This window comes from Mesorhizobium escarrei (assembly GCF_935825525.1).
Lineage (GTDB): Bacteria > Pseudomonadota > Alphaproteobacteria > Rhizobiales > Rhizobiaceae > Mesorhizobium > Mesorhizobium escarrei.
This window is the reverse complement of the sequence record NZ_CAKXZT010000090.1, coordinates 91,818-116,548: the sequence shown is the minus strand read 5'-3', so window position 1 is coordinate 116,548 and position 24,731 is coordinate 91,818. Positions and strand designations below refer to the sequence as shown.

24 protein-coding genes and 1 pseudogene are annotated in these 24,731 nt (G+C 64.5%); 12 read left to right on the top strand and 13 right to left on the bottom strand.

Annotation, left to right across the window (positions count from 1 at the left end; genetic code table 11):
- Positions 1-2 precede the first annotated feature (2 nt).
- The 5 genes from NMG80_RS06295 to NMG80_RS06275 form a co-directional block, all read right to left on the bottom strand.
- Positions 3-386 (bottom strand): hypothetical protein, encoded by a 384-nt coding sequence (locus NMG80_RS06295; protein ID WP_254017342.1) that lies wholly within the window; start codon positions 384-386, stop codon positions 3-5.
- A 68-nt stretch (positions 387-454) separates the two neighbouring features.
- Entirely contained in the window at positions 455-919 is a 465-nt protein-coding gene (locus NMG80_RS06290; protein WP_254017341.1) for an EF-hand domain-containing protein, read from the bottom strand.
- Positions 920-1,323: 404 nt separating this feature from the next.
- Positions 1,324-2,214 (bottom strand): ribokinase, encoded by an 891-nt coding sequence (locus NMG80_RS06285; RefSeq protein ID WP_254017340.1) that lies wholly within the window; start codon positions 2,212-2,214, stop codon positions 1,324-1,326.
- On the bottom strand, positions 2,211-3,086 hold the full coding sequence (locus NMG80_RS06280) for a MurR/RpiR family transcriptional regulator (protein ID WP_254017339.1): 876 nt from the start codon (positions 3,084-3,086) through the stop codon (positions 2,211-2,213). The genes NMG80_RS06285 and NMG80_RS06280 overlap by 4 nt, the downstream gene beginning before the upstream one ends.
- Positions 3,087-3,463: 377 nt before the next feature.
- On the bottom strand, positions 3,464-4,453 hold the full coding sequence (locus NMG80_RS06275; RefSeq protein WP_254017338.1) for a sugar phosphate isomerase/epimerase family protein: 990 nt from the start codon (positions 4,451-4,453) through the stop codon (positions 3,464-3,466).
- Between the two features lie 398 nt (positions 4,454-4,851).
- Here NMG80_RS06275 and NMG80_RS06270 point away from each other — a divergent pair, with 398 nt between their 5' ends.
- From NMG80_RS06270 to NMG80_RS06245, 6 genes and pseudogenes are all read left to right on the top strand, one after another.
- Positions 4,852-5,454 (top strand): CDP-alcohol phosphatidyltransferase family protein, encoded by a 603-nt coding sequence (locus tag NMG80_RS06270; RefSeq protein ID WP_254017337.1) that lies wholly within the window; start codon positions 4,852-4,854, stop codon positions 5,452-5,454.
- A gap of 30 nt (positions 5,455-5,484) precedes the next feature.
- A complete protein-coding gene (locus NMG80_RS06265) occupies positions 5,485-7,266 on the top strand; it encodes a bifunctional alpha/beta hydrolase/class I SAM-dependent methyltransferase (protein ID WP_254017336.1) in 1,782 nt (593 codons plus the stop codon).
- A gap of 2 nt (positions 7,267-7,268) precedes the next feature.
- Positions 7,269-8,609 (top strand): phosphatase PAP2/dual specificity phosphatase family protein, encoded by a 1,341-nt coding sequence (locus NMG80_RS06260; RefSeq protein ID WP_254017335.1) that lies wholly within the window; start codon positions 7,269-7,271, stop codon positions 8,607-8,609.
- Complete coding sequence (locus NMG80_RS06255; RefSeq protein ID WP_254017334.1) at positions 8,606-9,034, top strand: hypothetical protein; 429 nt, start codon at positions 8,606-8,608, stop codon at positions 9,032-9,034. Before NMG80_RS06260 ends, NMG80_RS06255 begins: the two co-directional genes overlap by 4 nt.
- Positions 9,035-9,042: 8 nt before the next feature.
- A pseudogene (locus tag NMG80_RS06250) lies at positions 9,043-9,702 on the top strand (lysophospholipid acyltransferase family protein); the annotation flags it as partial.
- Between the two features lie 165 nt (positions 9,703-9,867).
- Positions 9,868-10,779: a phosphatidate cytidylyltransferase gene (locus NMG80_RS06245; RefSeq protein ID WP_254017333.1), complete on the top strand. Its 912-nt coding sequence runs from the start codon at positions 9,868-9,870 to the stop codon at positions 10,777-10,779.
- Between the two features lie 182 nt (positions 10,780-10,961).
- Here NMG80_RS06245 and NMG80_RS06240 read toward each other — a convergent pair whose 3' ends face one another.
- Positions 10,962-12,947: an AI-2E family transporter gene (locus NMG80_RS06240; RefSeq protein ID WP_254017332.1), complete on the bottom strand. Its 1,986-nt coding sequence runs from the start codon at positions 12,945-12,947 to the stop codon at positions 10,962-10,964.
- A 143-nt stretch (positions 12,948-13,090) separates the two neighbouring features.
- On the bottom strand, positions 13,091-14,020 hold the full coding sequence (locus tag NMG80_RS06235; protein ID WP_254017331.1) for a hypothetical protein: 930 nt from the start codon (positions 14,018-14,020) through the stop codon (positions 13,091-13,093).
- 309 nt (positions 14,021-14,329) lie between these two features.
- On the opposite strand from NMG80_RS06235, the gene NMG80_RS06230 reads away from it, so the two are divergent.
- Together NMG80_RS06230 and NMG80_RS06225 are read left to right on the top strand one after the other, a co-directional pair.
- Positions 14,330-14,590 carry a hypothetical protein gene (locus tag NMG80_RS06230; protein WP_254017330.1) on the top strand — a complete coding sequence of 87 codons (261 nt, stop codon included), beginning with the start codon at positions 14,330-14,332 and terminating at the stop codon, positions 14,588-14,590.
- Between the two features lie 258 nt (positions 14,591-14,848).
- Positions 14,849-15,079, top strand: coding sequence for a hypothetical protein (locus tag NMG80_RS06225; protein WP_254017329.1), 231 nt, complete (start codon positions 14,849-14,851; stop codon positions 15,077-15,079).
- Positions 15,080-15,238: 159 nt separating this feature from the next.
- Here NMG80_RS06225 and NMG80_RS06220 read toward each other — a convergent pair whose 3' ends face one another.
- A complete protein-coding gene (locus tag NMG80_RS06220; RefSeq protein WP_254017328.1) occupies positions 15,239-15,592 on the bottom strand; it encodes a cupin domain-containing protein in 354 nt (117 codons plus the stop codon).
- Between the two features lie 188 nt (positions 15,593-15,780).
- Here NMG80_RS06220 and NMG80_RS06215 point away from each other — a divergent pair, with 188 nt between their 5' ends.
- The 3 genes from NMG80_RS06215 (at position 15,781) to NMG80_RS06205 (ending at position 19,094) form a co-directional block, all read left to right on the top strand.
- Positions 15,781-16,002, top strand: a complete 222-nt coding sequence (locus tag NMG80_RS06215) for an alkylphosphonate utilization protein (protein ID WP_254017327.1) — start codon at positions 15,781-15,783, stop codon at positions 16,000-16,002.
- Between the two features lie 217 nt (positions 16,003-16,219).
- Positions 16,220-16,582 carry an SPW repeat protein gene (locus NMG80_RS06210; protein ID WP_254017326.1) on the top strand — a complete coding sequence of 121 codons (363 nt, stop codon included), beginning with the start codon at positions 16,220-16,222 and terminating at the stop codon, positions 16,580-16,582.
- A 544-nt stretch (positions 16,583-17,126) separates the two neighbouring features.
- Positions 17,127-19,094 (top strand): acyltransferase family protein, encoded by a 1,968-nt coding sequence (locus NMG80_RS06205; RefSeq protein WP_254017325.1) that lies wholly within the window; start codon positions 17,127-17,129, stop codon positions 19,092-19,094.
- A gap of 45 nt (positions 19,095-19,139) precedes the next feature.
- On the opposite strand, the gene NMG80_RS06200 is transcribed toward NMG80_RS06205, so the two are convergent.
- The 5 genes from NMG80_RS06200 to msuE all read right to left on the bottom strand — a co-directional run bounded on the left by NMG80_RS06200 (position 19,140) and on the right by msuE (position 23,839).
- The gene (locus NMG80_RS06200) at positions 19,140-19,901 is read right to left on the bottom strand and encodes an ABC transporter ATP-binding protein (RefSeq protein WP_254017324.1); all 762 of its coding nucleotides are present in this window, start codon (positions 19,899-19,901) and stop codon (positions 19,140-19,142) included.
- 14 nt (positions 19,902-19,915) lie between these two features.
- Complete coding sequence (locus NMG80_RS06195; RefSeq protein ID WP_254017323.1) at positions 19,916-20,914, bottom strand: ABC transporter substrate-binding protein; 999 nt, start codon at positions 20,912-20,914, stop codon at positions 19,916-19,918.
- Positions 20,915-20,989: 75 nt separating this feature from the next.
- Positions 20,990-21,838 (bottom strand): ABC transporter permease, encoded by an 849-nt coding sequence (locus NMG80_RS06190; RefSeq protein WP_254017322.1) that lies wholly within the window; start codon positions 21,836-21,838, stop codon positions 20,990-20,992.
- A gap of 27 nt (positions 21,839-21,865) precedes the next feature.
- Positions 21,866-23,230, bottom strand: a complete 1,365-nt coding sequence (locus NMG80_RS06185) for an LLM class flavin-dependent oxidoreductase (protein WP_254017321.1) — start codon at positions 23,228-23,230, stop codon at positions 21,866-21,868.
- A 57-nt stretch (positions 23,231-23,287) separates the two neighbouring features.
- Entirely contained in the window at positions 23,288-23,839 is a 552-nt protein-coding gene (gene msuE / locus NMG80_RS06180) for an FMN reductase (RefSeq protein WP_254017320.1), read from the bottom strand.
- A gap of 233 nt (positions 23,840-24,072) precedes the next feature.
- On the opposite strand from msuE, the gene NMG80_RS06175 reads away from it, so the two are divergent.
- On the top strand, positions 24,073-24,669 hold the full coding sequence (locus tag NMG80_RS06175) for a DUF922 domain-containing Zn-dependent protease (protein ID WP_254017319.1): 597 nt from the start codon (positions 24,073-24,075) through the stop codon (positions 24,667-24,669).
- Positions 24,670-24,731: the final 62 nt, after the last annotated feature.

Below are 24,731 nucleotides of genomic sequence, written 5' to 3'. Positions count from 1 at the left end.
CGTCAACGGCGCCAGCGCCGGGACCCGAAAACCGTGTTGCCGTCCTGGCCGGTGAAGCTGCCGGCCGAGCGGCCACGGAACGGCCCACGCGCCGACACCCGCTTGCCGGAGAAGGACTGCCCGTCCGGCCCGCTGCCAGAGTAGCTTCTAGCGCAGCGGTCAACAACGTCCGCCACGCATTTGGAACTCGACGTATAGCTGCCGCCATCGGGGCCGGTGCGCGTGGTCGAGCCGGTGTAGACGCCGCCCTCCGGGCTGACGCTGCGGCTGATCTCGCCGCCATGCACCGTCGGCCGTTGCCATTCCTCGGCGGCGGCCGGCACGGCAGCCGCCGCGACAAGCATCGCGCCGAGGCAAAATAGATGAACCTTCGCTGAAGAAAGCATTATTACTCCTTGATTGTGTTGAAAAAAGACTGGATCTATCTAGTTGAACATGGAACGGGATGGGATCGTCAGCCGGCGCGATCGGCAAAGAGCTTGCGAACGGCGGCGATCTCGTCCGCCGACAGCGTTCCGTCGCCATTGCGGTCGGCGAGGTCGAACAGCGGCATGCGGTTGCGGAACTCGTCCTCCGAGACCTTGCCGTCGCCATTCGTGTCCATGCGCCGCCAGCGGTTGCCGAGCCTGGCTTGCGCGGCGTCGGCGCGGTCCATAATGGCGTCGCGGGCGCCTTCGATCTCCTTCTCGTCGATGACGCCGTCGTCATTGCGATCGAGCTTCGTGAACATGCGCTCGCGCGCCGCAAGCATCTCGTCCTTTGAAATCGCGCCGTCACCATTGGTGTCGACCCGTTGCAGGATGCGCCTGCCCTGCATGTCCTTTCCCGAAATGTCCTTTCCCGAAACGTCTTGCCCATGCGCGGCGGAAAGCGGTACGAGCCCGAGAAGCAGGGCCGCAAAGAGTGCTGAACGTTGCATGGTGATGGTCCTTTCGCTGTCATTGGTCGCAAGCGGCGACTGCTGACCAATACGCAGGAGGGACCTTTCCCCTACGCTTGCCGGCGAAAATTTCTCACCCGCTGCTGCGGATCGGGCGGCAACCCGATCGGGCCTGCGCTTCCGCCAGAGGCGCGGGCTTCATCTGTTCGGCCGATGCGCCAGACGGCGCGAAGGCCGCATACTGAGATATCTACGGAGCATTGAGTAGCAGCGTCGCTACCGTGGCGTTCCTGGCATCCAGGCAACGGAGCCCGTTATCCCTTGGGGTGGCGGGCTTTCGTTTCAATTGTCGAACTTTATCGGCCTGTCGGAGCTGAGCGAAAAGTCCTCGCCATCCGCTTCTTGTCGCCTGTTACAACAGCGGACGGAGGCGGCCACCCGTCTCAGATCGCATCGCGCTGCCGTTCTGGCGTGGCGACCAGCAAGGCCGCGGCGGCGTTGGCGGCAGCAAGTGCGGCCTCGACCTGATGCCCGCGGGTAAGGCCTGCCGCGAACGCGCCGACGAATTCGTCGCCGGCGCCATGGGTGCTGACGACCTTCACCGGGACGGCCGCCAGCGCGAACGTCTGGCCGTCGCGGTCGCAATAGGCAACGCCCTCCCCGCCGGCGGTGACGATCGCGGCCGGGTAAAAATCGGCCAGCATGCGTGCCGCCTCGGCAGCCCCCTCGAGCGTGTCGACGACCGGAATGCCGGCCAGAAATTCCGCCTCGATGGCGTTGACGATGACGATATCGGTGAGTGCGATCAGTTCGCCGGACAGTTTTCGCGCGGGCGCGGCGTTGAGCACGATCCGACCACCGTATTTCCTCACCGCCCGCGCTGCGGCAATGTTGGCGGCTTCCGGCACCTCGTTCTGCAGCAGCAGCACCGCCGTGTGCGCAACGATCTCGGTCGCGGCCGAGATGTCCTTCTCGCCCAAGGTGAGATTGCTGCCTGAGACGATCACCGCGCCATAGTCGCCGCCGTCGTCGAAGATCGCCACGCTCATGCCGGAGCCGGCGCCAGGCGCGACCCGTACGAAGCGGCTGTCGACGCCGTTGCGTTCGAGATTACCGAGAAGCAGGCGGCCGAAATCGTCATCGCCGACGGCGCCGATCATCGCCGAGCGCACGCCGGCCCGCGCGGCCGACACCGCCTGATTGCCGCCCTTGCCGCCGCATTTCGGCTGCCAGGCATGGCCGGTCACGGTTTCGCCCTTGCGCGGGCGGTCGGGGGCTTCGACCATGATGTCGTAATGCAGGCTGCCGAACACGGTGACCAGCGGAGCCGTCATGTGCCCCTGTCCCGCCGTTTCGACGTTACCGCCGACATCGTGCGGCCGAGATTGCGCTCCGCCGCCTGGTAGTCGCGCTGCGCCACCGCGACGAACAGCGCGTCAAGAATGTTGAGCTGGGCGATGCGTGCCGCCGCGTTCTCGCCCATCAATGGCGAGCCCTGCGCGGTCGAGCACAGCACGATGTCGGCGACGGCGGCCAGCGGCGAGTTGTCGTAATTGGTGATGGCCAGCGTCCGCGCGCCGCTCTTGCGAGCAAGCTGGATGGCATCGATGACGGCGCTGGTGTTGCCGGAATGCGAGAAGCCGACGGCGATGTCGTCGGCGCCGAGCAGCGAGGCCGACATCAGCATCATGTGCGAATCGTCGTACACCGATGTGCGGATACCGATGCGCAGGAATTTGTGCGAGACGTCGCGCGCGATCTGCGCCGAGCCGCCGACGCCATAGAAATCGCGGTTCTTGGCGCGGTACAAAAGATCGGCGACGCGGTCGAAATCGTCCATGTCGAGGATCGCCAGCGTCTCCTCCAGCGCCTGGATCGAGGTGCGGAACACTTTTTGGACGATCTCGGCCGAACTGTCGTCGACCGACAGTTCCTGATGCATTTCTGCGGTCGGTAGGCGGCTGTATTCATAGACCGCGGTGCGGAAGTCGCGATAGCCGGAAAATCCCAGTTTCTTGGCGATTTTCACCACCATCGCCTCCGACACGCCGGCCTCCTCGGCGATCTGCTTGAGCGGAATGGTCTCGTCGAAGCCGCGCCGTCCGAAGACGGTCTCCACCACCTTCGCCTCGAGCGGCGTCAAATGCGGCATCATCATGCGGATGCGCGGTCCTACTGCTTTCAGATCCAGGCTGGTCAAGGTCATCCACGTCCCCTCGTCACGCGATCGACTTCGCTCAGCGCAGTGGAGATTGCGATTTCTACGCAGGCCGGCGGGACAGCGCCCCCCTCTGCCCTGCCGGGCATCCCCCCAACGGGGGGGAGATTAGCTGTCACGCCGGCTTTCGCCAATCTTCAACGTTGCAGAAAAGGCGCATCGGCGAAGCTGCCGATCTCCCCCCAAGTGGGGGAGATGGCCGGCAGGCCAGAGGGGGGCGCTGTCCCGCCGGCCTCGCCAATTGGCTTACTTCGTCTCGCCCAGCCTTTCCGCCGAGCCGATGGACAGCGCCATCAGCGCAGCGGTGGCGGTGGCAAGCAGAAATTTCATGGTCTTTCCTCCCTTGGTTGAAAACGGCGCCGGCATCAGCCGTCCGGCCCGAGCATGGCTTCCTGGATGATGGCTTGCGACGCGACCGCATCCTGGCGGTCGATGGCGGTAGTCAGGCGGTTGTCCCTTTCCAACCGATCGACGACGCGCAGCATGCGCTTGACGGTGGCGATGTTGACTTCGCATTCGTGGACCGGATCGAGGCCGGTCATGTCGGGGAACGTGTCGAAGTAGATGGCGCCGGCGTAGCCGTCGCGGCGGATCTGTCGGAGCAACTCGATCGTCTGCAGCGTATGCACCGCGCCGACCATCAGGCCGTCGTCACGCTTGGCGTAGCCGTCGTTGAGATGCACGCCCAAGAGCTTGCTGTGGCGCGCCACAAGTGCTGCGGCAAAAGCCGGCTGCTCGTCGGCATAGAGCACATGGGCAAAATCGAGCGTCACGCCGAGATTGGGCAGGCCGATATCGCGGATCGCCAGCAATGTCGTCGCCGCGTCCGGCATCAGGCTGTAGGAACGCGGCTCGTTGGGCTTGTATTCCAGGCTGATCTGGCAGTCGGGGTCATGTGCTGCCACTTCACGAATGCCATCTACTTCGTGTTTCCACAGCGTCGCGTAATCGGCCTGGAAGGCATAGTCGAAGCCATCCTGCCCGAGCCACAGCGTCATCAGATTGGCGCCCGCCTCACGCGCGGCGTCGATGCCCACCTTGGTCAGGTCGATGGCTTCGCGGCGAACTGCCGGATCCGGATTGGTGAAGGCGCCGAGCTTGAAGGCGGGGTTGGAGTAGTAGCGCATGGCGAAACCGTTGATGGAAAGCCCGAGATCACCGAGTTGTCGCGCCATTTCCGCGGGTTTTTCATCGACATGATCGGGAAAGTTGAGGTCAAGGTCGGTCAGCCCCGCAACTTTCGCCGCACGCGCCGCCATCTGCAGCATGGACGGCTTGCCGACAAGATCCGGCCATTCGGCCTGCGGCCGCGAGGCAAAGGAATTCAGGCGTGTGGCGAAACGATTGGCTGTCATGGATGACCCTTTGGGGACATAACTTCACATATTTTTGAATATTTGTAAAGTTCTCATTGAGAGATGAACCATGCCCGCCAAAACGGCGGGGGCTGTTTTGACCCGGGTGGCCGCAGTGCGCGCATTGGAGGTCGGGAAGGAAGGGCGGACTGCCGACAGGTAATTTTCGGCCCGCGTCCACGCAGCTCGCAGCGGAGTGTTACCGTTTTCACGAAAACGGTAACACGCACCTGCAGCAGAGTCCCCCCACACCTATCAGGCGCTCTATTCCGAGTTCGCACAGCGGTCGCTTGTTGCCTCGTCCAGCGCTGTTCGTAACCATGTACCCGCCGCCCTTGCGTCTTGCGCGCCAATTGATCATCCTCGCCGGAGTTTCACCGCGGCCGGGGGGTTCGCACATGCCGACGCTTTATGCGCTGAAACCGGCCTTCCAGGCTAGGCTGCGGCCGCTTGCCGACCGGCTGGCCGGGGCCGGCGTCACCGCCAACCAGATCACGCTGCTAGCTGCCGCCCTGTCGGTTGCCACCGGCGTTGTGGTCGCGGCCCTTGCCGGCCATCGCGCCGTCTTCCTGCTGATGCCGGTGGTGCTGTTTGCGCGCATGGCGCTCAACGCCATCGACGGCATGCTGGCGCGGGAACATGGCCAGGCCTCCAAGCTCGGCATGTATCTAAACGAGCTCTGCGACGCCGTCTCCGACCTGGCGCTGATCCTGGCCTTTGTCGCTCTCTTCCCTGCCTGGGGCGTCGTCGCCTTTGCCATCACGGCGGTGCTTGTGGAGTTCGCCGGCGTGCTCGGCATCGCGGCGGGCACCGGGCGCAATTATGCCGGGCCGTTCGGCAAGAGCGATCGGGCGCTGGCGCTCGGCATCGTCGCCTTCCTCATCGCCTGCGGCCTGTGGGTGGAAGCGATCACGCCGTTTGTGTTTCCGGCAATGGCTACACTCTCGCTGGTGACCGCCATCAACCGGATACGCAGCGGCCTTAACGGGAGCGGCGGCTGAAATTCCGGTCGCATCCGCCTGGGGAAAAACATGCTTCATGAACCGACGATTGCCGCTGCCGCAGTTGAGCAGCGGGTGGCGCAGGAGCGCACCTTCCGCACCCATGACGGCACCGATATCTTCTACCGCTATTGGCCGGCTGCCGGGCAACCCGCCAGGGGCGCGGTTCTGCTGTTCCACCGCGGCCACGAGCATGGCGGCCGCATGGCGCATCTGGTCGACGAACTCGATATGCCCGGCCATGCCTTCTACGCCTGGGACGCGCGCGGCAATGGCCGCTCGGCCGGCGAGCGCGGCTATGCGCCGTCTTTTGCCGCACTTGTGCGCGACATCGATTGTTTGGTGCGCGAGATCGGCAGAGACGGTTTTTCCCAGCGCGACATCGCGCTGATCGCGCAATCCTTCGGCGCGGTGCTCGCTGCCGCCTGGGTGCATGATTATGCGCCCGACATCCGCGCACTGGTGCTGGCCTCGCCGGCCTTCTCGGTCAAGCTCTACGTGCCCTTCGCCAAGCCAGGCATTGCGCTGTGGCAGAAGATCAAGGGCCGCTTCTTCGTCAATTCCTACGTCAAGGCCAAGTTCCTGACGCATGACCCCGAGCGCATCGCCTCCTTCGAGGCCGATCCGCTGATCACGCGGCCGATCGCTTCCAACATCCTGGTCGAGCTCTACGACCACGCCGCGCGCATCGTGTCGGACGCCCGCGCCATCACCGTGCCGACGCAATTGCTGATCTCGGGCAGCGACTGGGTGGTGCGGCATGGACCGCAGCACGAGTTCTTCGTCAATCTCGCCAGCCCGGCCAAGGAGCGGCATGTACTGCCTGGTTTCTTCCACGACACGCTGGGCGAACGCGACCGCCGCAAGGCACTCGACCTGATCAAGCCGTTCCTCGAAAGACAGTTCGCGACGCCAGGGCAGCCGGTCGAGCTGACCGCGGCCGACCGCGCCGGCTACACACGCGACGAGGCCGACCGGCTGGCCTCGCCGCTCGCCCTGCTGTCACCGAAAGGCCTCTACTGGGCAATGAGCCGCGCCTCGATCCGCATGGGCGCGTGGCTGTCGTCAGGCATGAAGACTGGGATCGCCACCGGCTTCGATTCCGGCTCGACGCTCGACTACGTCTACGAGAACCAGGCGCGGGGCCACGATCCGCTCGGCCGCATGATCGATCGCACCTTTCTCGACGCCATCGGCTGGCGCGGCATCCGCCAGCGCAAGCTGCATCTGGAAGAGCTGATCGGCAGCGCCACTGCGACGCTGAAGGCCGCCGGCCGCACGGTCCATATCGTCGATATCGCTGCCGGCCACGGCCGCTACGTGCTCGACGCCGTCGCCAAATGCACCGAGCCGCCGGCCAGCGTGCGGCTGCAGGATTTTTCCGAGCTCAACGTTTCGCTCGGCTGCAAGCTGATCGCCGAGCGGCGCCTGCCGACCAGCGTCTCGTTCCACCGGGCTGACGCTTTCGACGCCGAGATGCTCGCCGCGCTGGAGCCGGCGCCGGACCTGGCTATCGTCTCCGGGCTTTACGAATTGTTTGCCGACAACGCCATGATCGCCCGCTCGCTCGGCGGGCTGGCCAAGGCGATGCAGCCCGGCAGCCTGCTTGTCTACACCAACCAGCCCTGGCATCCGCAGCTCGAAATGATCGCGCGCAGCCTGACCTCGCATCGCGGCGGCCAGGCCTGGGTGATGCGCCGGCGCACGCAAGGCGAGATGGACCAGCTGGTGGCGGTGGCCGGCTTCGAGAAGCTCGACCAGCGCATCGACCAGTGGGGCATCTTCACCGTCTCGGTCGCGCGGCGCGTCTGAGCATGGTCTTGCCTGTCCTTGGCCCTGCCGCTGCCCCTGTCCTTTCTGCGCGCGACCCGTACGCCAAAATCGTGCTACGCGCAGCGTTGTGGCTGGCGTTTCTGGCGCCGTTCTTCTACGCGACCTACGGCTTCGCCAACTGGCTGGCATCGCAGCGCGACGATGTCGGCAGCATCGTCTTTGCCTGGGAGCGCAACATCCCGTTCATCGCCTGGACGATCGTGCCCTATTGGTCGATCAACCTGTTCTACGGCCTGTCGCTGCTGCTCAACGATACGAAGCGCGGCGTCGATCGTCTCGCCGGCCGCTATCTCACGGCGCAAATCGTCGCCGTCGCCTGTTTCCTCCTGTTCCCGCTGACGGCGACCTTCGTGCGGCCGCAGACATCAGGCCTGCCAGGTTTCATGTTCGCGGTGCTCGGCGGCTTCGACAAGCCGTTCAACCAGGCGCCGTCACTGCACATCGCGCTGCTGGTCATCATCTGGGATCATTGGCGCTGTCGGCTCAAAGGCATGGCCGGCATCGTCTGGCACGTCTGGTGTTTGCTGATCGGCGCCTCAGTGCTGACGACGTGGCAGCACCATGTCATCGATATCCCGACCGGCGCTTTGCTCGGCTTTTTCGCCCTGTGGCTGTTTCCGCGCAACGGCGAATTGCCGTTCGCCGGCTTCCGGCTGACCGCCGATCCCAAGGCACGGCGGCTGGCGCTGTTCTACGCGCTCGTCGCAGCGCTGGCACTGGCCGGCGCCGTTGCCGGCGCCTTCGTCTCGGCGCTGTGGCTCATCCTGCTGTGGCCGGCGCTGGCGCTGGCCATCGTTGCCTTCGGCTATGCCGGAGCCGGCGCCAAAGTGTTCCAGAAAACGGCCGACGGCAGCGTCTCGCCGGCCAGCCGAGTTTTGCTGCTGCCCCACCGGCTTGGCGCCAGGATCAACGCATGGATATGGACGCGCAGGCTGCCGCCGCATGTCGCCATTGCCGACTGTGTCTTCCTCGGCCGCTTTCCCACCGTCGCCGAGGCCGGCGCCTTCGGCACGGTGATCGACCTTGCCGGCGAGCTGGAGCGGCCGCACGGCGTCACCTGCCGCTGGACGGCTGTCGCCATGGTCGACCTATTGCCGCCATCGCCAGCGGCGCAGGCGCAAGCGGTGGCGGCAATCGAGGACGCGCGCAGCCACGGCACCGTGCTGGTCTGCTGCGCGCTCGGCTTCCAGCGCAGCGCCGGCGCCGTCGCCGGATGGCTGGTTGCCACAGGCCGCTCGCCAACGCTGGCGCAGGCGCACGCGCGGCTCGCCGCATCGGGCCGACCGGTGCTTCTTCGGATCGCGATGGACGAGCCGGCATGAGTGCCCATCGAGACAAGGCCGAAGCGTTCGCCGCCGGGCTGATGACGCAGGCGGTGTGGCCGCTGTTTTTGGTGCTGGCCGCGTTGGCGGCCGCGCCGGTCATTGCCGTGGCAGCGCAGCCACAGGCGACCACGCTGGCGGCAGCGGCCTGGCTGGTCGCGGCAGCGAGCGGCGTGGTCACTCTCGCCGTCTCGGCCTTGCTTGTCTTCGACGCGTTGCTGTTCTGGCTGATGGCGAGCCACATCAGCGAGGCCGCCGGCGGTGCCTCGGTCGACGACGTGCTGGCGCGCATGCGCGTCAAACCGGCCGCTGCCGGCATCCGCTCGCTCGACCGGCGCATCGCGGGCACGCAACGCCTGCTGATGAAGCAGCGCGTCGCGCTCGGCCTGTTCGTGGCGGCGTCCCTCGTCGCCTTGTCTTTCTGAGCCCGACGATGAGCAAGCTCGGCACAAGGACTTTTACCCTGCTGCAGACCTTGACCTCGGTCGGCCTGTCGGCGCTGGCCTGGGCGGTGACCGGCGTGCGGCCGATCTGGAACGGCAGAGAGCCGTCGAACCGGCAGCGCATCTACTTCGCCAACCATGCCAGCCACGGCGATTTCATCCTGCTGTCGGCCTGCCTCAGCGAGAAGCAGCGCGCCCGCACCCATGCCGTCGCTGCCGCCGACTATTGGGGAAAATCGCGCCTGCGCCGGTTCATCGCGCAGGACATGCTGTCCTCGGTGCTCATCCACCGGCAGTGGACCGATGAGGCGCAGAATCCGATCTCGATCATGCTGTCGGTGCTCGACGAGGGTCATTCGCTGATCATCTTCCCCGAGGGCACGCGCAACATGACCGACCAGCCGCTGCTGCCGTTCCGCTCCGGCCTCTACAATCTGTCGATGGCGCGGCCCGACGTCGAACTCATCCCGTGCTGGATCGAGAACATGTCGCGGGTGCTGCCCAAGGGCCAGTTCGTGCCGGTGCCGCTGCTCTGCCGGGTCGTCTTTGGCGCGCCGATCGCCATTGCGCCCGGCGAGGAACGCCGCGCCTTTCTCGAGCGCGCCCGCCAAACACTGCTGGCGCTGAACCCCCGCCCGCCAACGCATGATGCGGAAAAGTGGAATCCGGTTTTCCAAAAAGCATCATGCGACCAAAACAGCGTAGAGCCCAAAGAGCGTAGAGATCATGCCGGATCCGGTATCCGGCACGATGCTCCCAGGCACGATGCTCCAAGAGACGACTAGAACAACATGCCAACGCACGAGACCCTTATCATGGTTGTCGGCCTCACTGCGGTGCTGACCACGGCAAGCCTGGTCGCCGGCATCCTGTCATGGCGCGCGCCGAAGCCGCTTTCCTCGACGCTGGTCAACCTCAACCAGCGCATTAACGCCTGGTGGGTGATGGTGGTGGCGATCACCGTTGCCTTCTTCTTCGGCCGCGCCGGCATGACCATCCTGTTCGCGCTGATCTCGTTTGCCGCCTTGCGCGAATTCGTGACGCTGACGCACAGCCGCCGCAGCGACCATTGGGTGCTGTTCGGTATGTTCGGCATCATCATCCCGTTCCAGTACTGGCTGGTGTGGACCGCCTGGTACGGCCTCTTCACCATCTTCATTCCGGTCTACTGTTTCCTGCTGATGCCGGCCATCACCGCGCTTCACGGCGACACCGAGCGCTTTCTCGAGCGCGTCTCGGCGCAGCAATGGGCCGTCATGATCTCGGTCTACTGCGTCAGCCACGTGCCGGCCCTGCTGACGCTCGACGTGCCCGGCTTCGAAGGCCGCAGCTTGTTGCTGATCGCCTTCCTGATCATCACCGTGCAAGGCAGCGACGTGCTGCAATACATCTTCGGCAAGCTGTTTGGCAGGCACCTGATGTCGCCGAAGGTTTCGCCGTCGAAGACGTGGGAAGGGCTTGTCGGCGGGCTGGCGACGTCGAGCCTGCTTGGCGCGCTGCTGTCGTTCCTGACGCCGTTTTCGCCGCTCCAGGCGGCGGGCGTCGCCTTCATCGCCTGCCTGATGGGCTTCCTCGGCGGGCTGGTCGCCTCCGCCATCAAGCGCGACCAGGGGGTGAAGGATTGGGGCCATCTGATCGAGGGCCATGGCGGCATGATGGACCGCGCCGACAGCCTGGTCTTCGCCGCCCCGATCTTCTTTCACACGGTGCGCTATTTCTGGACGTGAGGGCGAGCTACGGTCTCAGAGGCTGTTTGGAAAGTCGCTCCGGCGAGCCATATGGTGGTGGTTTCGAGAACCGGAGCGCAGCGGACATTAGAGCGCCGCGCGTCCGGAAGACTCGCGGCGCTGTAGGGAAGCGCAGAAAACGCCATCAGATGACCGCCGGAGTAGAGTTTCCAAACAGTCTCTCACTTTGCAGCGGCAAGCGGCGCCTTCTTCGCCGGGCGCGGCCGGCGGCGCATGCGGCGCTTGGCAGCGACCTTCAGCGCCACCGGCGGATCGCTCGATAACGCGCCCAGAACGGCTTCGGCCATGCCAAACGCGACAAAATCGGCGTTGAGGTCATTGGCCATTTCGACGGCTGCCTCTTTGTCGTCGCCGTCCTTCGACCAGAACACGATCCCTACCCGCAGCGCCGACTTGGCACGTTTCAGCCGACGAACAAGGAAACGGGCGTGCTTGACGGAGTCGCGGTTCAGGAAACCCACCACAACGGTGTCGACAGCGTCGAGCTCGAGCCGGCGAATGCCAGTCGGATCCATATCGGCAAAGCTCGCCTTCGAAACCGTCGCCCCTTGGACTTCGAGCACCTGCGCCAGCATGGCGGCGGCGGCATCGTCGAGTTCGCCGCGGCCGCCGGCACACAGCACCGACATGTCAGTGCCATCCGGCAGCTCAGTGTCGTCCTCGCCCTCCCCTTGAGCCTGCTTGTCCCCGTCCTTGTCCTTGTACTTGTCCGCCGTGGCAGGCTCGACTGTGGCCGGATCATCGTCCTCCTCTGCTTCCTCCCGGGCGCTGTCGTCGAGGTTCGCCACCAGCATCTGCGCGCTGGCCGCCACCCGCCGTCTTTGCTCATCGCCCATGACGCCCCGCACGCGATCCTGCTCACCGAGCAGCAGTGCGGGAATGGCAACCTTGTCATAGAATTCGAACAGATATTTTTCCTCCAGCATCTCCTCGGCGTGATCTGTGGCTTCCTCTGGATCGCCGGCCAGCAGCCGTTGGTAGAGCCGAGCGTGGGGTTCGAGTACCGGTTCGTTGCCGAATAGAACGTCGAGGAATTCGAACTGCGGCACGTGCCTGCCGAGCACGACGAGGCAGACCGTGAGCGGCGTCGACAGGACCAGGCCCAGCGGGCCCCACAGCCAGGTCCAGAAGATCGCCGCAACGATGATTGCCAATGGCGAAAGCCCAGTTCGTGAACCGTAGAGCCACGGTTCGACGACGTTGCCGGTTATCATTTCCATGGCCACGAACAGTCCGGCGGTCCACAGCACGAGCGACCAGCCGGGCGCCACGGCAAGCGCCAGGAACAGCGGCAGCAGCGCACCAATGATCGGGCCGATATAGGGAACAAAGCGCAGCGCCAGCGCCAGCAACCCCCACAGCAGCGCATTGGGTATCCCCAGAATCCAAAGCCCTGCTGTAACCGGTATGGCATAGACGATATTCACGACCAACTGCATGAGAAGATACCGGCCGACCCGCTTGCCGGCATCCTGGAGCGCCTCGGTGGTTCGATGAAGATCACCATAGCCGACGAGGCGTATGAAACGGTCGCGCAGGTCCTCGCGCTCGAGCAGCATGAATATGACGACGACGACGATCAGGCCGGCCGATGCCAGCGGGCTGATCAGCGGTCCGATCAGGTTCTGCAGAACCTGGAGCGGCCTTTCGCGTGCGATGATCTCGACAGGCACCGGCTCGCGCCGTGGCTGATCCGCGGCGGGCGGTGAGGTTTCCTGCCTGTCGAGTTCCTGGCCAACGCGTTCGATCGCCTCGCTCAGCCTGGCGATGACGCCGCCGCCGACGCCAGTCTCCTTCAGGGATCGCACTTTGGTCAGGATATTTGACTGGTAAAGCGGGATGTTCTGCGCCAGTTCGCTGACCTGCGTGGCGACGATGAAGGAGAACAGCGCAAGGACCGTGAATGCGCCCAGCACACTGGCGATGACCGCGGGCAGACGGGGAATGCCGACCCGTTTGAGTGCCGAAACCAACGGTGCTAGCGCAAAGGTCAGCAGCAGAGCGATTGCGATCGGCAGGAAAACCTCGCGCCCGAAATACAGGGCCGCAACCGCCGCCACGACGGTCGCGACGGTGGGCAGCGACATGCGCGGCAGGGCCATGGCAGCCGAAACAACGCCCACCAGCCCGGGCTCCGACGGGTGCATGCCGTTTCGCCGATTGGCCGCCAATTGATGCCTCCACCCTGTCAATCACCATGATCAGGCATATTGAGCCGGCATGCAACGTCCCCACCTTCGTGCCAGCGAGCCCCGCGCGGCTTCGTCTTCCCTCAGCCCGGTGCCCAGTGTCAGACGGAATGGCTCAGCCAATGACGGTCGAACACGTCGAGAATGGCGCGGAACTCGGCCGGCGGGATCTGGCTGGCGCCGCCGTCGCTGTCGCTGTCGAGGAATTGCGCCAGCTGCCGGTCAACCGCTTCCGTGTGCTCGACGGACAACCCAAGCGATGCCAGATCGGCGGCGATTGACCCGTCGGGCGGCAGATATCCGCCCCACTCCGGGGGCGCCGGATTGCGCAAGCGGACCATCAGGATCCTGGTCAGCGACGGCTGCGGCTCCGGGCCGATAATGGTGGTGCCGCACAGATAGCCGCCAAGCACGCTTCCCGGCCGCGAGTGCGGAAACAGGCAGAAGAAGAATTGGGCTTCGCCGTTGGTTTCTTTCAGATGCGCATAAAGGCCGCGTTTTGCCGGCGTCATCAGCCCGCCGAGCAGCAGCTGCCCGGTCGGCAGGGCCTCGCGATAGGCGGCAGTCAGGCCGTGTGCACCCGGCCCGGTCTCTATCGACAGGCTGCCCCTGATCAACTGGCCGCGATAATAGGGCGACAAGGCATGCGAATAACATGCGTAGGTTCCGGCAAGGGCGAATCCAAGGCTTCGCTCCTCATGCCCGGAAGCGGTCTCGAAATGCGCACCGGCGCGGCGTTCCAGTTCGGCCCTGTCGATGCCGTGGCGGGCACAGATCGCCGCGGTAAAACCTGGCAGGTCGCTCTCGGCGATCCAGGCGCCGGTCTGCTCCAGCTTAAGCAGCTTCGTCCAGTCGTCGTAGACGCTGAGCTCGCGTGGCTGGGCGCGCCCCTGCAGCCATTTGTCGGCGCGGCCGAGATCGAACGCCGTCTTCGGGTTGACGCGCCGGAACGCCGCCGCAAGGTCCTTGCGGGTGACGGTTCCCAGCACGGCCGCGGTCAACCGTAACTTCTGCGCGATATGCTGTGCCATCCCCCACCTGCCCCTTTATGCCACCGCAAGGCATAGCATGTGCCAGCAATTGCACCCACCGCATTCATTGCGGGCTGGACCTCTCCTAAAGTCTATATTCCAGGAAATCCGCAGAATTCCACGCCGCTCCACGCGGCTGCCCTTTTCGCCCCGCCGGGCGGCGCTAAGGTCGCGCAGGGCAAGGGCAGAAACGCTATGTAGGCTTGAACACCAACTCCCTTCCTCAGTCATTTGAACGACGGCGAAGCCGAGCTCTCGAACCAGCACAAACCAGCGTAGATGCCGCCTCAACAAGGAAGGAATAACTCGATGTCCTGGACTGCTTCTCCCAAAATCCCCTTCACCGCGCTTGCGGTTGGATCCGCCGCACTGCTGCTGACCTTCGGGCCGGATGGACCGTCGCGCGCAGCTGCCAGCTCGCGCGCAGCAGCGACATATGGCAAGGCGGCTCCTGCGTCACCGGCCATCGAGCCGACGCGCATTGAGGTCGACGGCAGCGCGCACGTGATACGCTTTTACATCGACGGCAAGCAGGTCGCCCTGCTCGACTCGACCGGCTTCAAGGATTGATCTTCACACCAGCGCTGGCCGCGACATTGAGCGGCCAAGCGCGACCGGATGTCTGGGTTCGGTCGCGGCCGCTCCAGGCTTCGGCCTGATGCGGCTGTAGGCCTGCACGCGCCGGCACCTGCTCCGTTCCCCCCGCGGCCGCACTTTCCACAAGCCATATTCCAGGAATTCCAGAGAATTCCACGCCTTTCCACACTGCGGCGGTGTTCGAACCGGCGGCTGGGGTTAACCTTACGTTAACGATGGAGGGACGCCGTCATGAAACTTGCTCTGTCTGCACTTCTCGCCGTGCTCGCCCTTTCGCAAGCCGTGGAGGCTAAAACGAAAGTCGTTGCCACCGATGCGAAAGCGGCCACAGCCGAGAAACGCCGGCCGCAGCTCGACAATAAGTCCACCGGCGGGATCACCGCGTCGTCCGGTGCAATGGCGGCGCCGGCCGACAAGAATGTGTCCAGTCCGTATCCGCCGGCGATCTATTTCGATTTCTAGAGTTTCATCCATCCCTGAAGGAGGGGCTCTATCTTTTTATTCGACCGCCCCGCGCTTGCGGTGCCCAGGATCGGCAGGCCGTGGGATCGACAGGCCTCGGGATCAACAGACTTGGCGGCGCGCCAGGCCGTGATAGGATTGTTCTGTTCGCCTCCGGCCTCAGCCGACTCTGACGACGAAATGCTTCGTCACCGGCTCGATGATTTTCCACGTTCCCTTGAAATCGGCTTCAACCACGAAGGCGTCGCCGGGGACGACTTCGACGGGCGCGCCGCCATCGGGCGTGATGACGATGCGCCCAGCGATCATGTGCACGAATTCATAGTCGCTGTAGGTTGCGTGGTAGGTACCGGGGGTGGCCTGCCAGGTGCCCGACATGACTTTGCCGTCCGCTGTGGTGTGCTGGACGGCGGTCTTCATTGTCGGGTTGCCGTCGACCACGACCCAGCCCGCGAGATCGCCCGCCTCGGCGTTTTCGACCGCGCCGAATTTGAGGATGGTCTTCTCTGTCATAGTCGGGCTCCATTTGGAACTGTGCCGGCATTGGCTGCCGGTCAATAGCCGAAGCACCTGAGATGAGCAACGCGGGTGCCCTGTCCGGTTCACGAGCAAGCGATGGCACGGGTTGCCAAGTGCCATCGCTTGACCTTGCCGCCGCGCGCCGGATAGTCGGTTGTCCGGCTCCGATGAAAGACCCTGATATGGCAGACGTGATCGTAAGAGACAGCAACGGCACCCAGCTGAACGAGGGCGATTCCGTGACCCTGATCAAGGATTTGAAGGTCAAGGGCACCTCGGAGACGATCAAACGCGGCACGCTGGTGAAGAATATTCGCCTCACCGGCAATCCCGGCGAGATCGAGTGCAACACCAAGCAGGTGAAGGGCCTGGTGCTGAAGACCGAGTTCCTGAAAAAGGCGTGACCGCGTGGAGTCTTGACCCGTGATCCCGGGCCTTGCGGCCTCCGGAACCGGCGCGGCGCCTCCAAGTTGAGCAGACGGATGACGGCACTGCGGCACCGGCTAACCGGCCGCCCCGGAGCCACTCCTTGAAAGCCGCCGAAAGTGCGATATATCAATGACTAAGCGTGCGTTGCACGCGACATAGTGCTTTGGTCAAGCTTCATCTGTGGAGGTTGTCATGGCAATCGATCTGATGGAAGGAAAGAAGGCCCAGGATTGGATCAACCTGATCCTTGCGGCATGCCTGTTCATCTCACCCTGGGTTATCGGCTTCGCTGCTGAAACCGCTGCTGCTTGGAACGCCTGGATTGCCGCGATCGTGCTCGGCGCCCTGGCTCTCGCGGCGCTTTCAGTATTCGCCGAATGGGAAGAGTGGGTGAACCTTGTCGTCGGGCTCTGGCTGATCGCCTCGCCCTGGCTGCTCGGCTTCGTGGCAAACGCCAACGCAATGGCGACCCACGTTGTCCTCGGCGTGCTGGTGGTTGCGGCATCGGCTTGGGCAGTCTGGGACTCCCGTCATCATCCGCCAGCACATGCGTGATCGGTGACGACTAATGCATGTCGCCCAAAAGCATGCCCTCGGGCCTGACCCGAGGGTGCGCAGCGGTTTTGGGGTAACGACATGCATAGAAACAAAGACTTAAAGCGCGTTGATTTCCTTTCGAACGCGAGGCGCTTTAAGCGGAGGGGCTCGGCGCGCGAGCGCCGGGGCTCCTTCTAAAGCCCGAGATCGGGCCCGCGAGAGTATTTTTGCAGCCAAGTGGAATCACTTGGCGTTGCACAAATGTGGGTAAAACGAACAGATAGAGCGGGCGCTGGTCAAATTCGCGCACGTCCCACCCGCCGTACCCCGGCCAAATTTCATTGTGCTCCAAAGATCCCGCCGCCAAAATTCGCCGCCAGCGGATGCAGATGGCAGCGCACGGCGCAACGTTCGCCGAGGCACGCCGACGAGCATGTCGCACTGCACCCCGTAAACTCCACTTATGTTGCACTGCGTTAGATTTGTTGCATTGCAATATCAATGCATTGCGTCGAGTCTTCGCAACGGGTGGCTTTTTTAACGACCTATACGAGGTTTCGCCGTGTCAGCATCGTTTCGGCCTGATATCGAAGGGCTGCGTGCGTTGGCGGTGTCCGGCGTCGTCGCGTTCCATTTTGGTCTGTCGGACCTGCCGGGCGGCTTCACTGGCGTCGACATCTTCTTCGTCATATCCGGCTACCTGATCACCGGCCAGCTGCTGCGGGAAATCGCCGAGGACGGCAGGCTGGATCTGTGGCGGTTCTATGCAAGGCGCGCCCGGCGCCTGCTGCCGGCCTCGCTGTTCGTCATCTTCGCCACGCTGGTCGCGGGCTACTTCATCCTGTCGCCGGACGAACAGTCGCTCTATTCGAAAGGCGCCATGTATGCCTCGGCCTATGCGATCAATTTCTGGCTGATCCGCTGGTCGTTCGACTATTTCGCCGCCGACGCGGCGAACAACCCGTTCATCCACTTCTGGTCGCTCTCGGTCGAGGAGCAGTTCTATTTCGTATGGCCGGGGCTGCTTCTGCTGGCCGCATGGCTGCGACCGGGCAAGCGCACTGCCATCCTGATGATCGGCATCACCGGCGCGGTGTCGTTCGCCGTCGGCGCCTGGCTCACCACCGTGGCGCAGCCCTGGGCCTTCTATTTCTCGCCGCTCAGGGCCTGGGAATTCGCCGCCGGCGGCCTGGCGACGATGGCGCCGGCAAAATTCTGGCGAGAGCGCCCGCAACTGGGCGCAGCATTGGCATGGCTTGGCCTGGCGCTGATCGCCGGGGCCTATCTGACCTTCAGCGAGCAGGACACCCCCTTCCCCGGCGTCGCGGCGGTGGTGCCGGTGGCCGGCACCGTGCTCCTGCTGCTCAGCGGCTCCGGCAATGTCCAAAGCGGGCCGAGCGCCATGTTGGCGCTGCCGCCTTTGCAATGGGTGGGGAAACTTTCCTACTCGCTCTATCTCTGGCACTGGCCGGTCATCGTCTATGCAACGATGATGGTGCCCGACCTCTCCTGGCCCGGGCGGCTTGCCTGCGCGGCATTGACGCTGGCGCTGTCGCTCTTCACTTATAATTTCATCGAAAACCCGATCCGTCGCAATGGCTGGCTGATGGCGAACGCGGCGCGCGCGCTAATCCCCGCCGTAATGCTGACCGGCGCCGGCGTCGTGGCGACTTACGCCAATGCGCGCCTTGCCGTGGACGACCTCGATCCCTCACAACGCATCATTGCCGAAACTGCCGCGCAGCCCTCCACGGCGCGCGCCAGGGTGGGCTGCGTTCTCGACTACGAGACCGTGACGCCGAAGGCCTGCGAGTTCGGCGCCAAGAATGCCGAGCGCTCGATCGCGCTGTTCGGCGATTCGCATGCCGACCACTGGTCGACGCCGCTGATCGAGGCGGCGAAGAAGAACGACTACAAGGTCGTCACCTGGCTCAAAGCCGCCTGCCGGGCGTCGCGGCTGACGGTCTGGAGCTCGAAGCTGAAGCGCGACTACACCGAGTGCGATCAATGGCGCGAGCAATCGATCAAGGAGATCATCGCCCTGCGCCCGAGCCTGGTGGTGATCTCGGAGATCTCGCTGACCAGCTCGCGCAAACTGTCGCCCGACGCGCGGCAATCCGACAGCCTGGATCAGGACTGGCAAGCCGGCCTGCGCGCAACGCTGGAGGCGTTCAGCCAGGCCGGGCTGAAGGTCGCCTTCATCCGCGATGTGCCGTTCAACAGCATGTTTGTCGACACCTGCGTGGCCCGCGCGCTGTGGCGTGGACAGACACCATCGGTATGTGACGCGCCGCGCACCGACGCCGCCAACGACGCCATGGCCGCGGTGGAGCGCGACATCGTGCGCGCCGTGCCCAACGCGACCTATATCGACATGACCGACCAGTTCTGCGACGCCAAGACCTGCCGTGTCTTCATCGACGGCAAGCTGGCCTACCGCGACCGCCACCACATGGCGACGCCCTTTGCGCAAACCCTGGAGCCGCCGGTCGAGAGCGCGCTGTTTTCGACCGGGGCGGTCGGGAAGTAAGGTGCGGAAGACGCGCCTTTCACCGGCGTCTTAGTGCACCCAGTCTCAGTGCAAGCCAAACTCGCGCAGCAGTTCTTCGCGATAGCGCACGAACCGGCTTTCGCTGCGATCGCGGGGGCGCGGCAGTTCAACCTCGACCAGCCGTGCTGTGCCGCCCTTCTCCCTGGGCAGGATCAGCACCCTGTCGGCGAGATAGATCGCTTCTTCCAGATCATGGGTGACCATGACCATGGTGACGTTCTCCTCGCTCCAGATGCGCGCCAGTTCCTCCTGCATGCCGATCTTGGTCATCGCGTCGAGCGCGCCTAGCGGCTCGTCGAGCAGCAGGATTTCAGGTTGCACGGTCAAGGCCCGGGCAATGCCGACGCGCTGCGCCATGCCGCCCGAAAGCTGCCTGGGATAGGCATCGCTGAATTCGGCCAGGCCGACGAGCGCGGTATAGAAGCGGGCCTTGTCCTCGGCCTCCGCCTTGGCCACACCCCGCACTTCGAGGCCAAAGGCGACGTTGCCGAGCACCGTCAGCCAGGGCAGCAGGCGCGGTTCCTGGAAGATCACCGCGCGCTCGGCGCCGACGCCATGGACCGGCCTGCCGTCGATCGCGACACCGCCGCTGTCGGCAGCCTCAAGACCGGCAAGGATGCGCAGCAGCGTGGTCTTGCCCGATCCGCTGGCGCCGACAATGACGAGACATTCGCCGGAGCGGATGTCGAGGTTGAGCGCCCTCAGCACGGCAATCGGGCGCCCGCCAAGGGTGAAGGATTTGGAGAGGTCGCGTATCGTGACCTCGCCGCCGCTTGTGGTGGCCATGGCCCGTCTCCCGGTCAGTTGGTCTTCATTTCGCCGCGCCGGTAAAGGATATCAGCGGCTTTCAGCTTGCCCTTGGGCAGGCGGCCGTCGCGCTCGAGCACGCCGATCCAGAAGTCTATGTCGCGGTCGTCAGCCTTCGCCCCTTCGCGCAGGCCGAAGCCGGTCCAGTAGCGCGCCAGCTCGCCATTTTCGCCGCGCTTGTCGAGGATCTCCGCGAGCACCTTGCGCGCCTCGTCCGGGTTCTGGCGCGACCAGTCGGCGGCGCGGGCCGACTGGTCGACGAAATTGCGGGCGCCATCCGGATGCGCCGCGATGAAGTCGCGCCGCAGGACGATGAAGCCGCCGGCCAGTTCGCCCAGCACGTCGGTGTCGTTGAACACGCCGCGCACCCCGCCCTTGTCGACCAGCGCGCCGGCAAACGTCGCCTGCCAGTAGCCCAGTGCCGCGATATCGACCTGGCGTGACCGCAAGGTTTGTTCAAGCTGCGGCCCGGGTACCACGACGAGATTCGCTGCATCTGGCGGCAGGCCGACGCCGTGCAGCGCCTCGCGCACGGTGTAGTCGAGATGGGCGCCGAGCGTGTTGACTGCAATGGTCTTGCCGGCAATGTCGGCAATCGATTTGATCGGACTGTCTTCCAGCACGTAGAAGACGCTGTGCACTTGGCTGTTAATGCCGTTGCTTGGATAGACGGCGACGAAGTCGTTGCCGCCGGAGATCGAATTGATCACCGCAGCGGTTGCGGCCGAGCCAAGATCGACGCTGCCGGAGGCGAGCGCGAACAGCGATTCCGGACCGCCGCTGGAGTAGCCGACATTCTCAAGCTTGACGCCGACGTCCTTGAAATAGCCGAGCGCGTCCGCCAGCTCATGCGGCGAGATGCTGCCACGGCTGGCGAGGTAGCGCAACGTGGCCGGCGCGGCTTGCGCAACGGCAAAGCGAGGCAGGCCGGAGGCGATGATGCCGGCGGCAAAGGGAGCGCCCGCAAGCAGGGAGCGGCGAGTGATTGGCATGGTCCGGTCTTTCATGTTTGGAGGATGGGGCCTGTTGGAGGATGGTGCCTGTTGGAGAGGATGGGTGAAAGCTGGTCAGTCGGTGGGACTGCTCCAGCGGCAGAGCCGCCGCTGCAGGCTGACCAGCGCCTGATTGGCGATCAGGCCGAGGCCGGCAAGGATGACGATCGCCGCAAACATCAGCGGGGTCTGGAAGTTGTACTGCGCGTTCATCACCTGAAAGCCGATGCCCTTGTTGGCGCCGATCATTTCGGAAGCGATCAGCAACAAGAGCGCCGTGGTCGCACTCAGCCTCAACCCGACGAAGATCGACGGGACGGCCCCCGGAAGCACGACACGGCGAAACGCGGTGAGCCGCGTGGCGCCATAGACCCGCGCCATTTCGAGCAGTTTCGGATCGACTTGCTTGACGCCGCTGATGGTGTTGAGCAGCAGCGGGAACAGCGTCGCCCAGAAGATGACGAAGACCTTTGATGCCTCCCCCAGCCCGAGCAGCAGGATGAACACCGGGTAGAGCGCCAGCGCCGAGGTCTGCCGGAAAACCTGCAGGATCGGGTCAAGCGCGGTTTCGACGGCGCGCACCTGGCCCATGAACAGACCGAGCGGGATGGCAACCGCCACCGCCGCCGCGAAGGCGAGGCCGGCGCGCTGCAGGCTGATGGCAATGTCGCCAAGCAAGGTGCCGCCGGCCAGACCGTTCCACAATGCGGTGACAATGGTGTCGATCGGCGGCAGCACCGCGGCGTTGACCCATCCCGCGCTGCTCGAGACCTGCCAGGTCGCGAGGAAGGCGATCAGAATGCCGTAACGGGACAGGAAGCGGACGACAGCCCGGCTGGCCAAGCGCGGAAAATCGGCGCCAAGGCTGGTTCCGCCGCCATGTGCAGGGATCGTGACCCGCTGCTCGATGTGTTGCAAACTCATCCTCTTGCCCCTTCGCTTTAAGAGAATTTATTCGGCGGCCAGCACCTTGGAGCGGGCAGCGGTCCAAGGATTTTCCGGCCGCCTGAGGCCGAGATTCTCGCGTAGCGTGCTGCCTTCGTAAGCGGTGCGGAACAGGCCGCGACGCTGCAGCTCGGGAATCACCAGGTCGACGAAATCGTCGAGCGCGCCAGGCAGCCACGGCGGCAGGATGTTGAAGCCGTCGGCGGCGTCGTTGCCGAACCATTCCTCCAGCTGATCGGCAACCTGCGCCGCGCTGCCGATGACGGTGTAGTGGCCGCGGGCCGTCGCCACCCACTGGTAGAGCTGGCGGATGGTGAAGTTGTGCTCGTCGGCAATCTGGCGGATCAGCGCCTGGCGGCTCTTCATGCCTTCGGTTTCCTGGCTCAGCGGCAGCGGTCCGTCGAGCGGGTAACCCCTGATGTCGAGCGTCTGGCCGGCCAGCCCATTGAGCAGGGCCACGCCATCCTCGGGCAGGATCAGCTCGTTCAGCTGCTGGTACTTGGCGCGGGCTTCCGCTTCGGTGCGGCCGACGAAGGGAGCTACGCCCGGCATGATCAGCACCTGTCCGGGATCGCGGCCGACCGTCGCCACGCGCGCCTTTATGTCGCGGTAGAACTCTCGCGCCGAGGCCAGATTCTGATGGGCGGTGAAGATGACCTCAGCCGAATGGGCGGCGAGCTTGCGGCCGTCCTCCGACTGCCCGGCCTGCACCACCACCGGGTGACCCTGCACCGGGCGCGGCACATTGAGCGGGCCTTTGACGCTGAAATGCCGGCCCTTGTGATCAATGTCGTGAAGCTTGTCCTTGTCGTAGAAGCGGCCCGACTTCTTGTCGCGGATGAAGGCATCGTCTTCCCAGCTGTCCCACAGCGCCTTGACCGTCTCGACATGCTCATGCGCCCGGGCATAGCGCTCGGCGTGGGCAGGCTGCGTCTCGCGATTGAAATTGCGCGCGGCCTCGTCGCCCGCCGAGGTCACGACATTCCAGCCGGCCCGGCCATTCGACAGCAGGTCGAGCGAGGCGAACTTGCGGGCGAGCGTATAGGGCTCCTCATAGGTGGTGGAGGCGGTGGCAATGAAGCCCAGATGCGTGGTGAGCGGCGCCAATGCGGCAAACAGCGTCACCGGCTCGAACCCGGCGATCTTGGCATTGCCGCCTTCGCGGGCGCCGAGGCCGACGGTCAGATTGTCGGCGAGGAAATAGGCATCGAACAGGCCGCGCTCGGCGGTCAGCGCGAGCTGCCTGTGGAACTCGAAATTCGTCGCGCCGTCGGCCGGCGCGTCAGGATGGCGCCAGGCAGCGATATGCTGTCCGCCACCGGGCAGGAAGGCACCAAGCTTGATCTGCCTCGACTTGCTGGGTCTGGTCATTGCGGGCTCCTCTGAACTGTGTGGGAAGGGAATGAGGGACACGGGCCGGTGGCGTATTCAGGCGGCAAGACCGACGCTGCGTGGCACCGCCCGGCACGCTTCAGCGACCGCTTGCCTGGCGCGAGCATGGATGGCTTCGGACACCAGCACGCCGTTGGCGAAGTCCCTGTCGGAGGCGTAGATCGCGGTCGGCAGGGTCAGCGCCTCGAAGAAGCCGAACAGCGGCCGCAGTTGATGTTCGACCACCAGCGAATGACGATCGCCGCCGCCGGTTGCAGCAAGGATGACCGGCTTTCCCCGCAGCGATGACGGGTCGAGCAGGTCGAAGAAATGCTTGAAAAGCCCGGTGTAGCTGCCTTTGAAGGTGGGAGAGCCAACCACCAGGACGTCGGCGCCCAGCAATCGCTCGACGATGTTCCTGGCCAATGGATCCAGATCGCCAATGCGCCTTGCCAGCGGAAAGGACCGGCCGAGATCCTCGATGTCGAAAACGGTCGAGGCGGCACCGGTACTGCTCGCCACCTCCGCAACGATGTGGCTGATGAACGCCTTGGTCTTCGACGGACGGGTCAGGTTACCCGACAGCCCCACCACCAGTTTTTTCGACATTTGGGCTCCTCGCAAAACGCCTTATTGTAGTAACTCTACTAAGTTTATGGAGTTTAGTGAGAAAGAAGATTTCAAAACGAGCCCGCCAGGCGAATTGAGTTTGCGGCACATCGCCGTTGATTGGTTCTTTCGACGCGAAATGCGAACGGCGAGTTTGGCAAGGGCGCCTTGACCGCATTCCGGCCATGCGTTGATGATCTCCGGGGCACCAAAGGCATCGTCCCGGGGATCGCATGAAAACAGCCGTTCTGACGTACCTGCTCCTGGCCATTTTGCTGGCATCGCCGGCGCAGGCGGGCTGGGAGCCGGTTGAAAAAGTTGAAACCTACGCCGTTTCAGGGCAGACCGGTCCCCAGCTCCATGCGTCGATGGGCGAGCGCGGGCCGACGATCGGCAAAAGCAGGGTCCGCGCCATGGCCTATACCAATTTCAAGCTGACCTGGGCCAGGGACTATCAGCGGCAAGGCAATGCCTGCGTGCTGGTGTCGGCGCGGCCCAAGCTCATCATAACCTACACTTTGCCCAAAGCGTCCGGGCCAATGCCGGCCGCCGTGCAGAAGAGTTGGGACGTTTTCGCAGCCGGCCTCGCCGCCCACGAAAAGGTGCATGGCGACATCATCGTCGACATGGTCCGCAAGATAGAGACCGCCACCATCGGCCTGTCCGTCGCCGACGATCCCGGGTGCAAGAAGATCAGGACCGAAATGACCAGGCGGCTCGCCGAACTCTCGCAGGCGCAGCGGCAGGCAAGCCGCGATTTCGACCGGATAGAATTCGCCCCGCGCGGCAATCTGCAGCAGCTCATCGTCGCTTTGCTGATGGGGCGGTAGGGGAATCATCGCAAAGTTGGCGGGACAGCGCCCCCCTCTGTCCTGCCGGACATCTCCCCCAC

Excerpts from the sequence above, each read along its gene's own strand:
- NMG80_RS06275 (WP_254017338.1), bottom strand. The coding sequence starts at position 4,453 with ATGACAGCCAATCGTTTCGCCACACGCCTGAATTCCTTTGCCTCGCGG.
- NMG80_RS06285 (WP_254017340.1), bottom strand. The coding sequence starts at position 2,214 with ATGACGGCTCCGCTGGTCACCGTGTTCGGCAGCCTGCATTACGACATC.
- NMG80_RS06280 (WP_254017339.1), bottom strand. The coding sequence starts at position 3,086 with ATGACCTTGACCAGCCTGGATCTGAAAGCAGTAGGACCGCGCATCCGC.
- NMG80_RS06270 (WP_254017337.1), top strand. The coding sequence starts at position 4,852 with ATGCCGACGCTTTATGCGCTGAAACCGGCCTTCCAGGCTAGGCTGCGG.
- NMG80_RS06185 (WP_254017321.1), bottom strand. The coding sequence starts at position 23,230 with ATGACCAGACCCAGCAAGTCGAGGCAGATCAAGCTTGGTGCCTTCCTG.
- NMG80_RS06210 (WP_254017326.1), top strand. The coding sequence starts at position 16,220 with ATGGCAATCGATCTGATGGAAGGAAAGAAGGCCCAGGATTGGATCAAC.
- NMG80_RS06240 (WP_254017332.1), bottom strand. The coding sequence starts at position 12,947 with ATGCACCCGTCGGAGCCCGGGCTGGTGGGCGTTGTTTCGGCTGCCATG.
- NMG80_RS06195 (WP_254017323.1), bottom strand. The coding sequence starts at position 20,914 with ATGCCAATCACTCGCCGCTCCCTGCTTGCGGGCGCTCCCTTTGCCGCC.
- NMG80_RS06200 (WP_254017324.1), bottom strand. The coding sequence starts at position 19,901 with ATGGCCACCACAAGCGGCGGCGAGGTCACGATACGCGACCTCTCCAAA.
- NMG80_RS06225 (WP_254017329.1), top strand. The coding sequence starts at position 14,849 with ATGAAACTTGCTCTGTCTGCACTTCTCGCCGTGCTCGCCCTTTCGCAA.
- NMG80_RS06230 (WP_254017330.1), top strand. The coding sequence starts at position 14,330 with ATGTCCTGGACTGCTTCTCCCAAAATCCCCTTCACCGCGCTTGCGGTT.
- NMG80_RS06290 (WP_254017341.1), bottom strand. The coding sequence starts at position 919 with ATGCAACGTTCAGCACTCTTTGCGGCCCTGCTTCTCGGGCTCGTACCG.
- msuE (WP_254017320.1), bottom strand. The coding sequence starts at position 23,839 with ATGTCGAAAAAACTGGTGGTGGGGCTGTCGGGTAACCTGACCCGTCCG.
- NMG80_RS06260 (WP_254017335.1), top strand. The coding sequence starts at position 7,269 with ATGGTCTTGCCTGTCCTTGGCCCTGCCGCTGCCCCTGTCCTTTCTGCG.
- NMG80_RS06265 (WP_254017336.1), top strand. The coding sequence starts at position 5,485 with ATGCTTCATGAACCGACGATTGCCGCTGCCGCAGTTGAGCAGCGGGTG.
- NMG80_RS06235 (WP_254017331.1), bottom strand. The coding sequence starts at position 14,020 with ATGGCACAGCATATCGCGCAGAAGTTACGGTTGACCGCGGCCGTGCTG.
- NMG80_RS06175 (WP_254017319.1), top strand. The coding sequence starts at position 24,073 with ATGAAAACAGCCGTTCTGACGTACCTGCTCCTGGCCATTTTGCTGGCA.
- NMG80_RS06220 (WP_254017328.1), bottom strand. The coding sequence starts at position 15,592 with ATGACAGAGAAGACCATCCTCAAATTCGGCGCGGTCGAAAACGCCGAG.
- NMG80_RS06190 (WP_254017322.1), bottom strand. The coding sequence starts at position 21,838 with ATGAGTTTGCAACACATCGAGCAGCGGGTCACGATCCCTGCACATGGC.
- NMG80_RS06295 (WP_254017342.1), bottom strand. The coding sequence starts at position 386 with ATGCTTTCTTCAGCGAAGGTTCATCTATTTTGCCTCGGCGCGATGCTT.
- NMG80_RS06245 (WP_254017333.1), top strand. The coding sequence starts at position 9,868 with ATGGTTGTCGGCCTCACTGCGGTGCTGACCACGGCAAGCCTGGTCGCC.
- NMG80_RS06255 (WP_254017334.1), top strand. The coding sequence starts at position 8,606 with ATGAGTGCCCATCGAGACAAGGCCGAAGCGTTCGCCGCCGGGCTGATG.
- NMG80_RS06215 (WP_254017327.1), top strand. The coding sequence starts at position 15,781 with ATGGCAGACGTGATCGTAAGAGACAGCAACGGCACCCAGCTGAACGAG.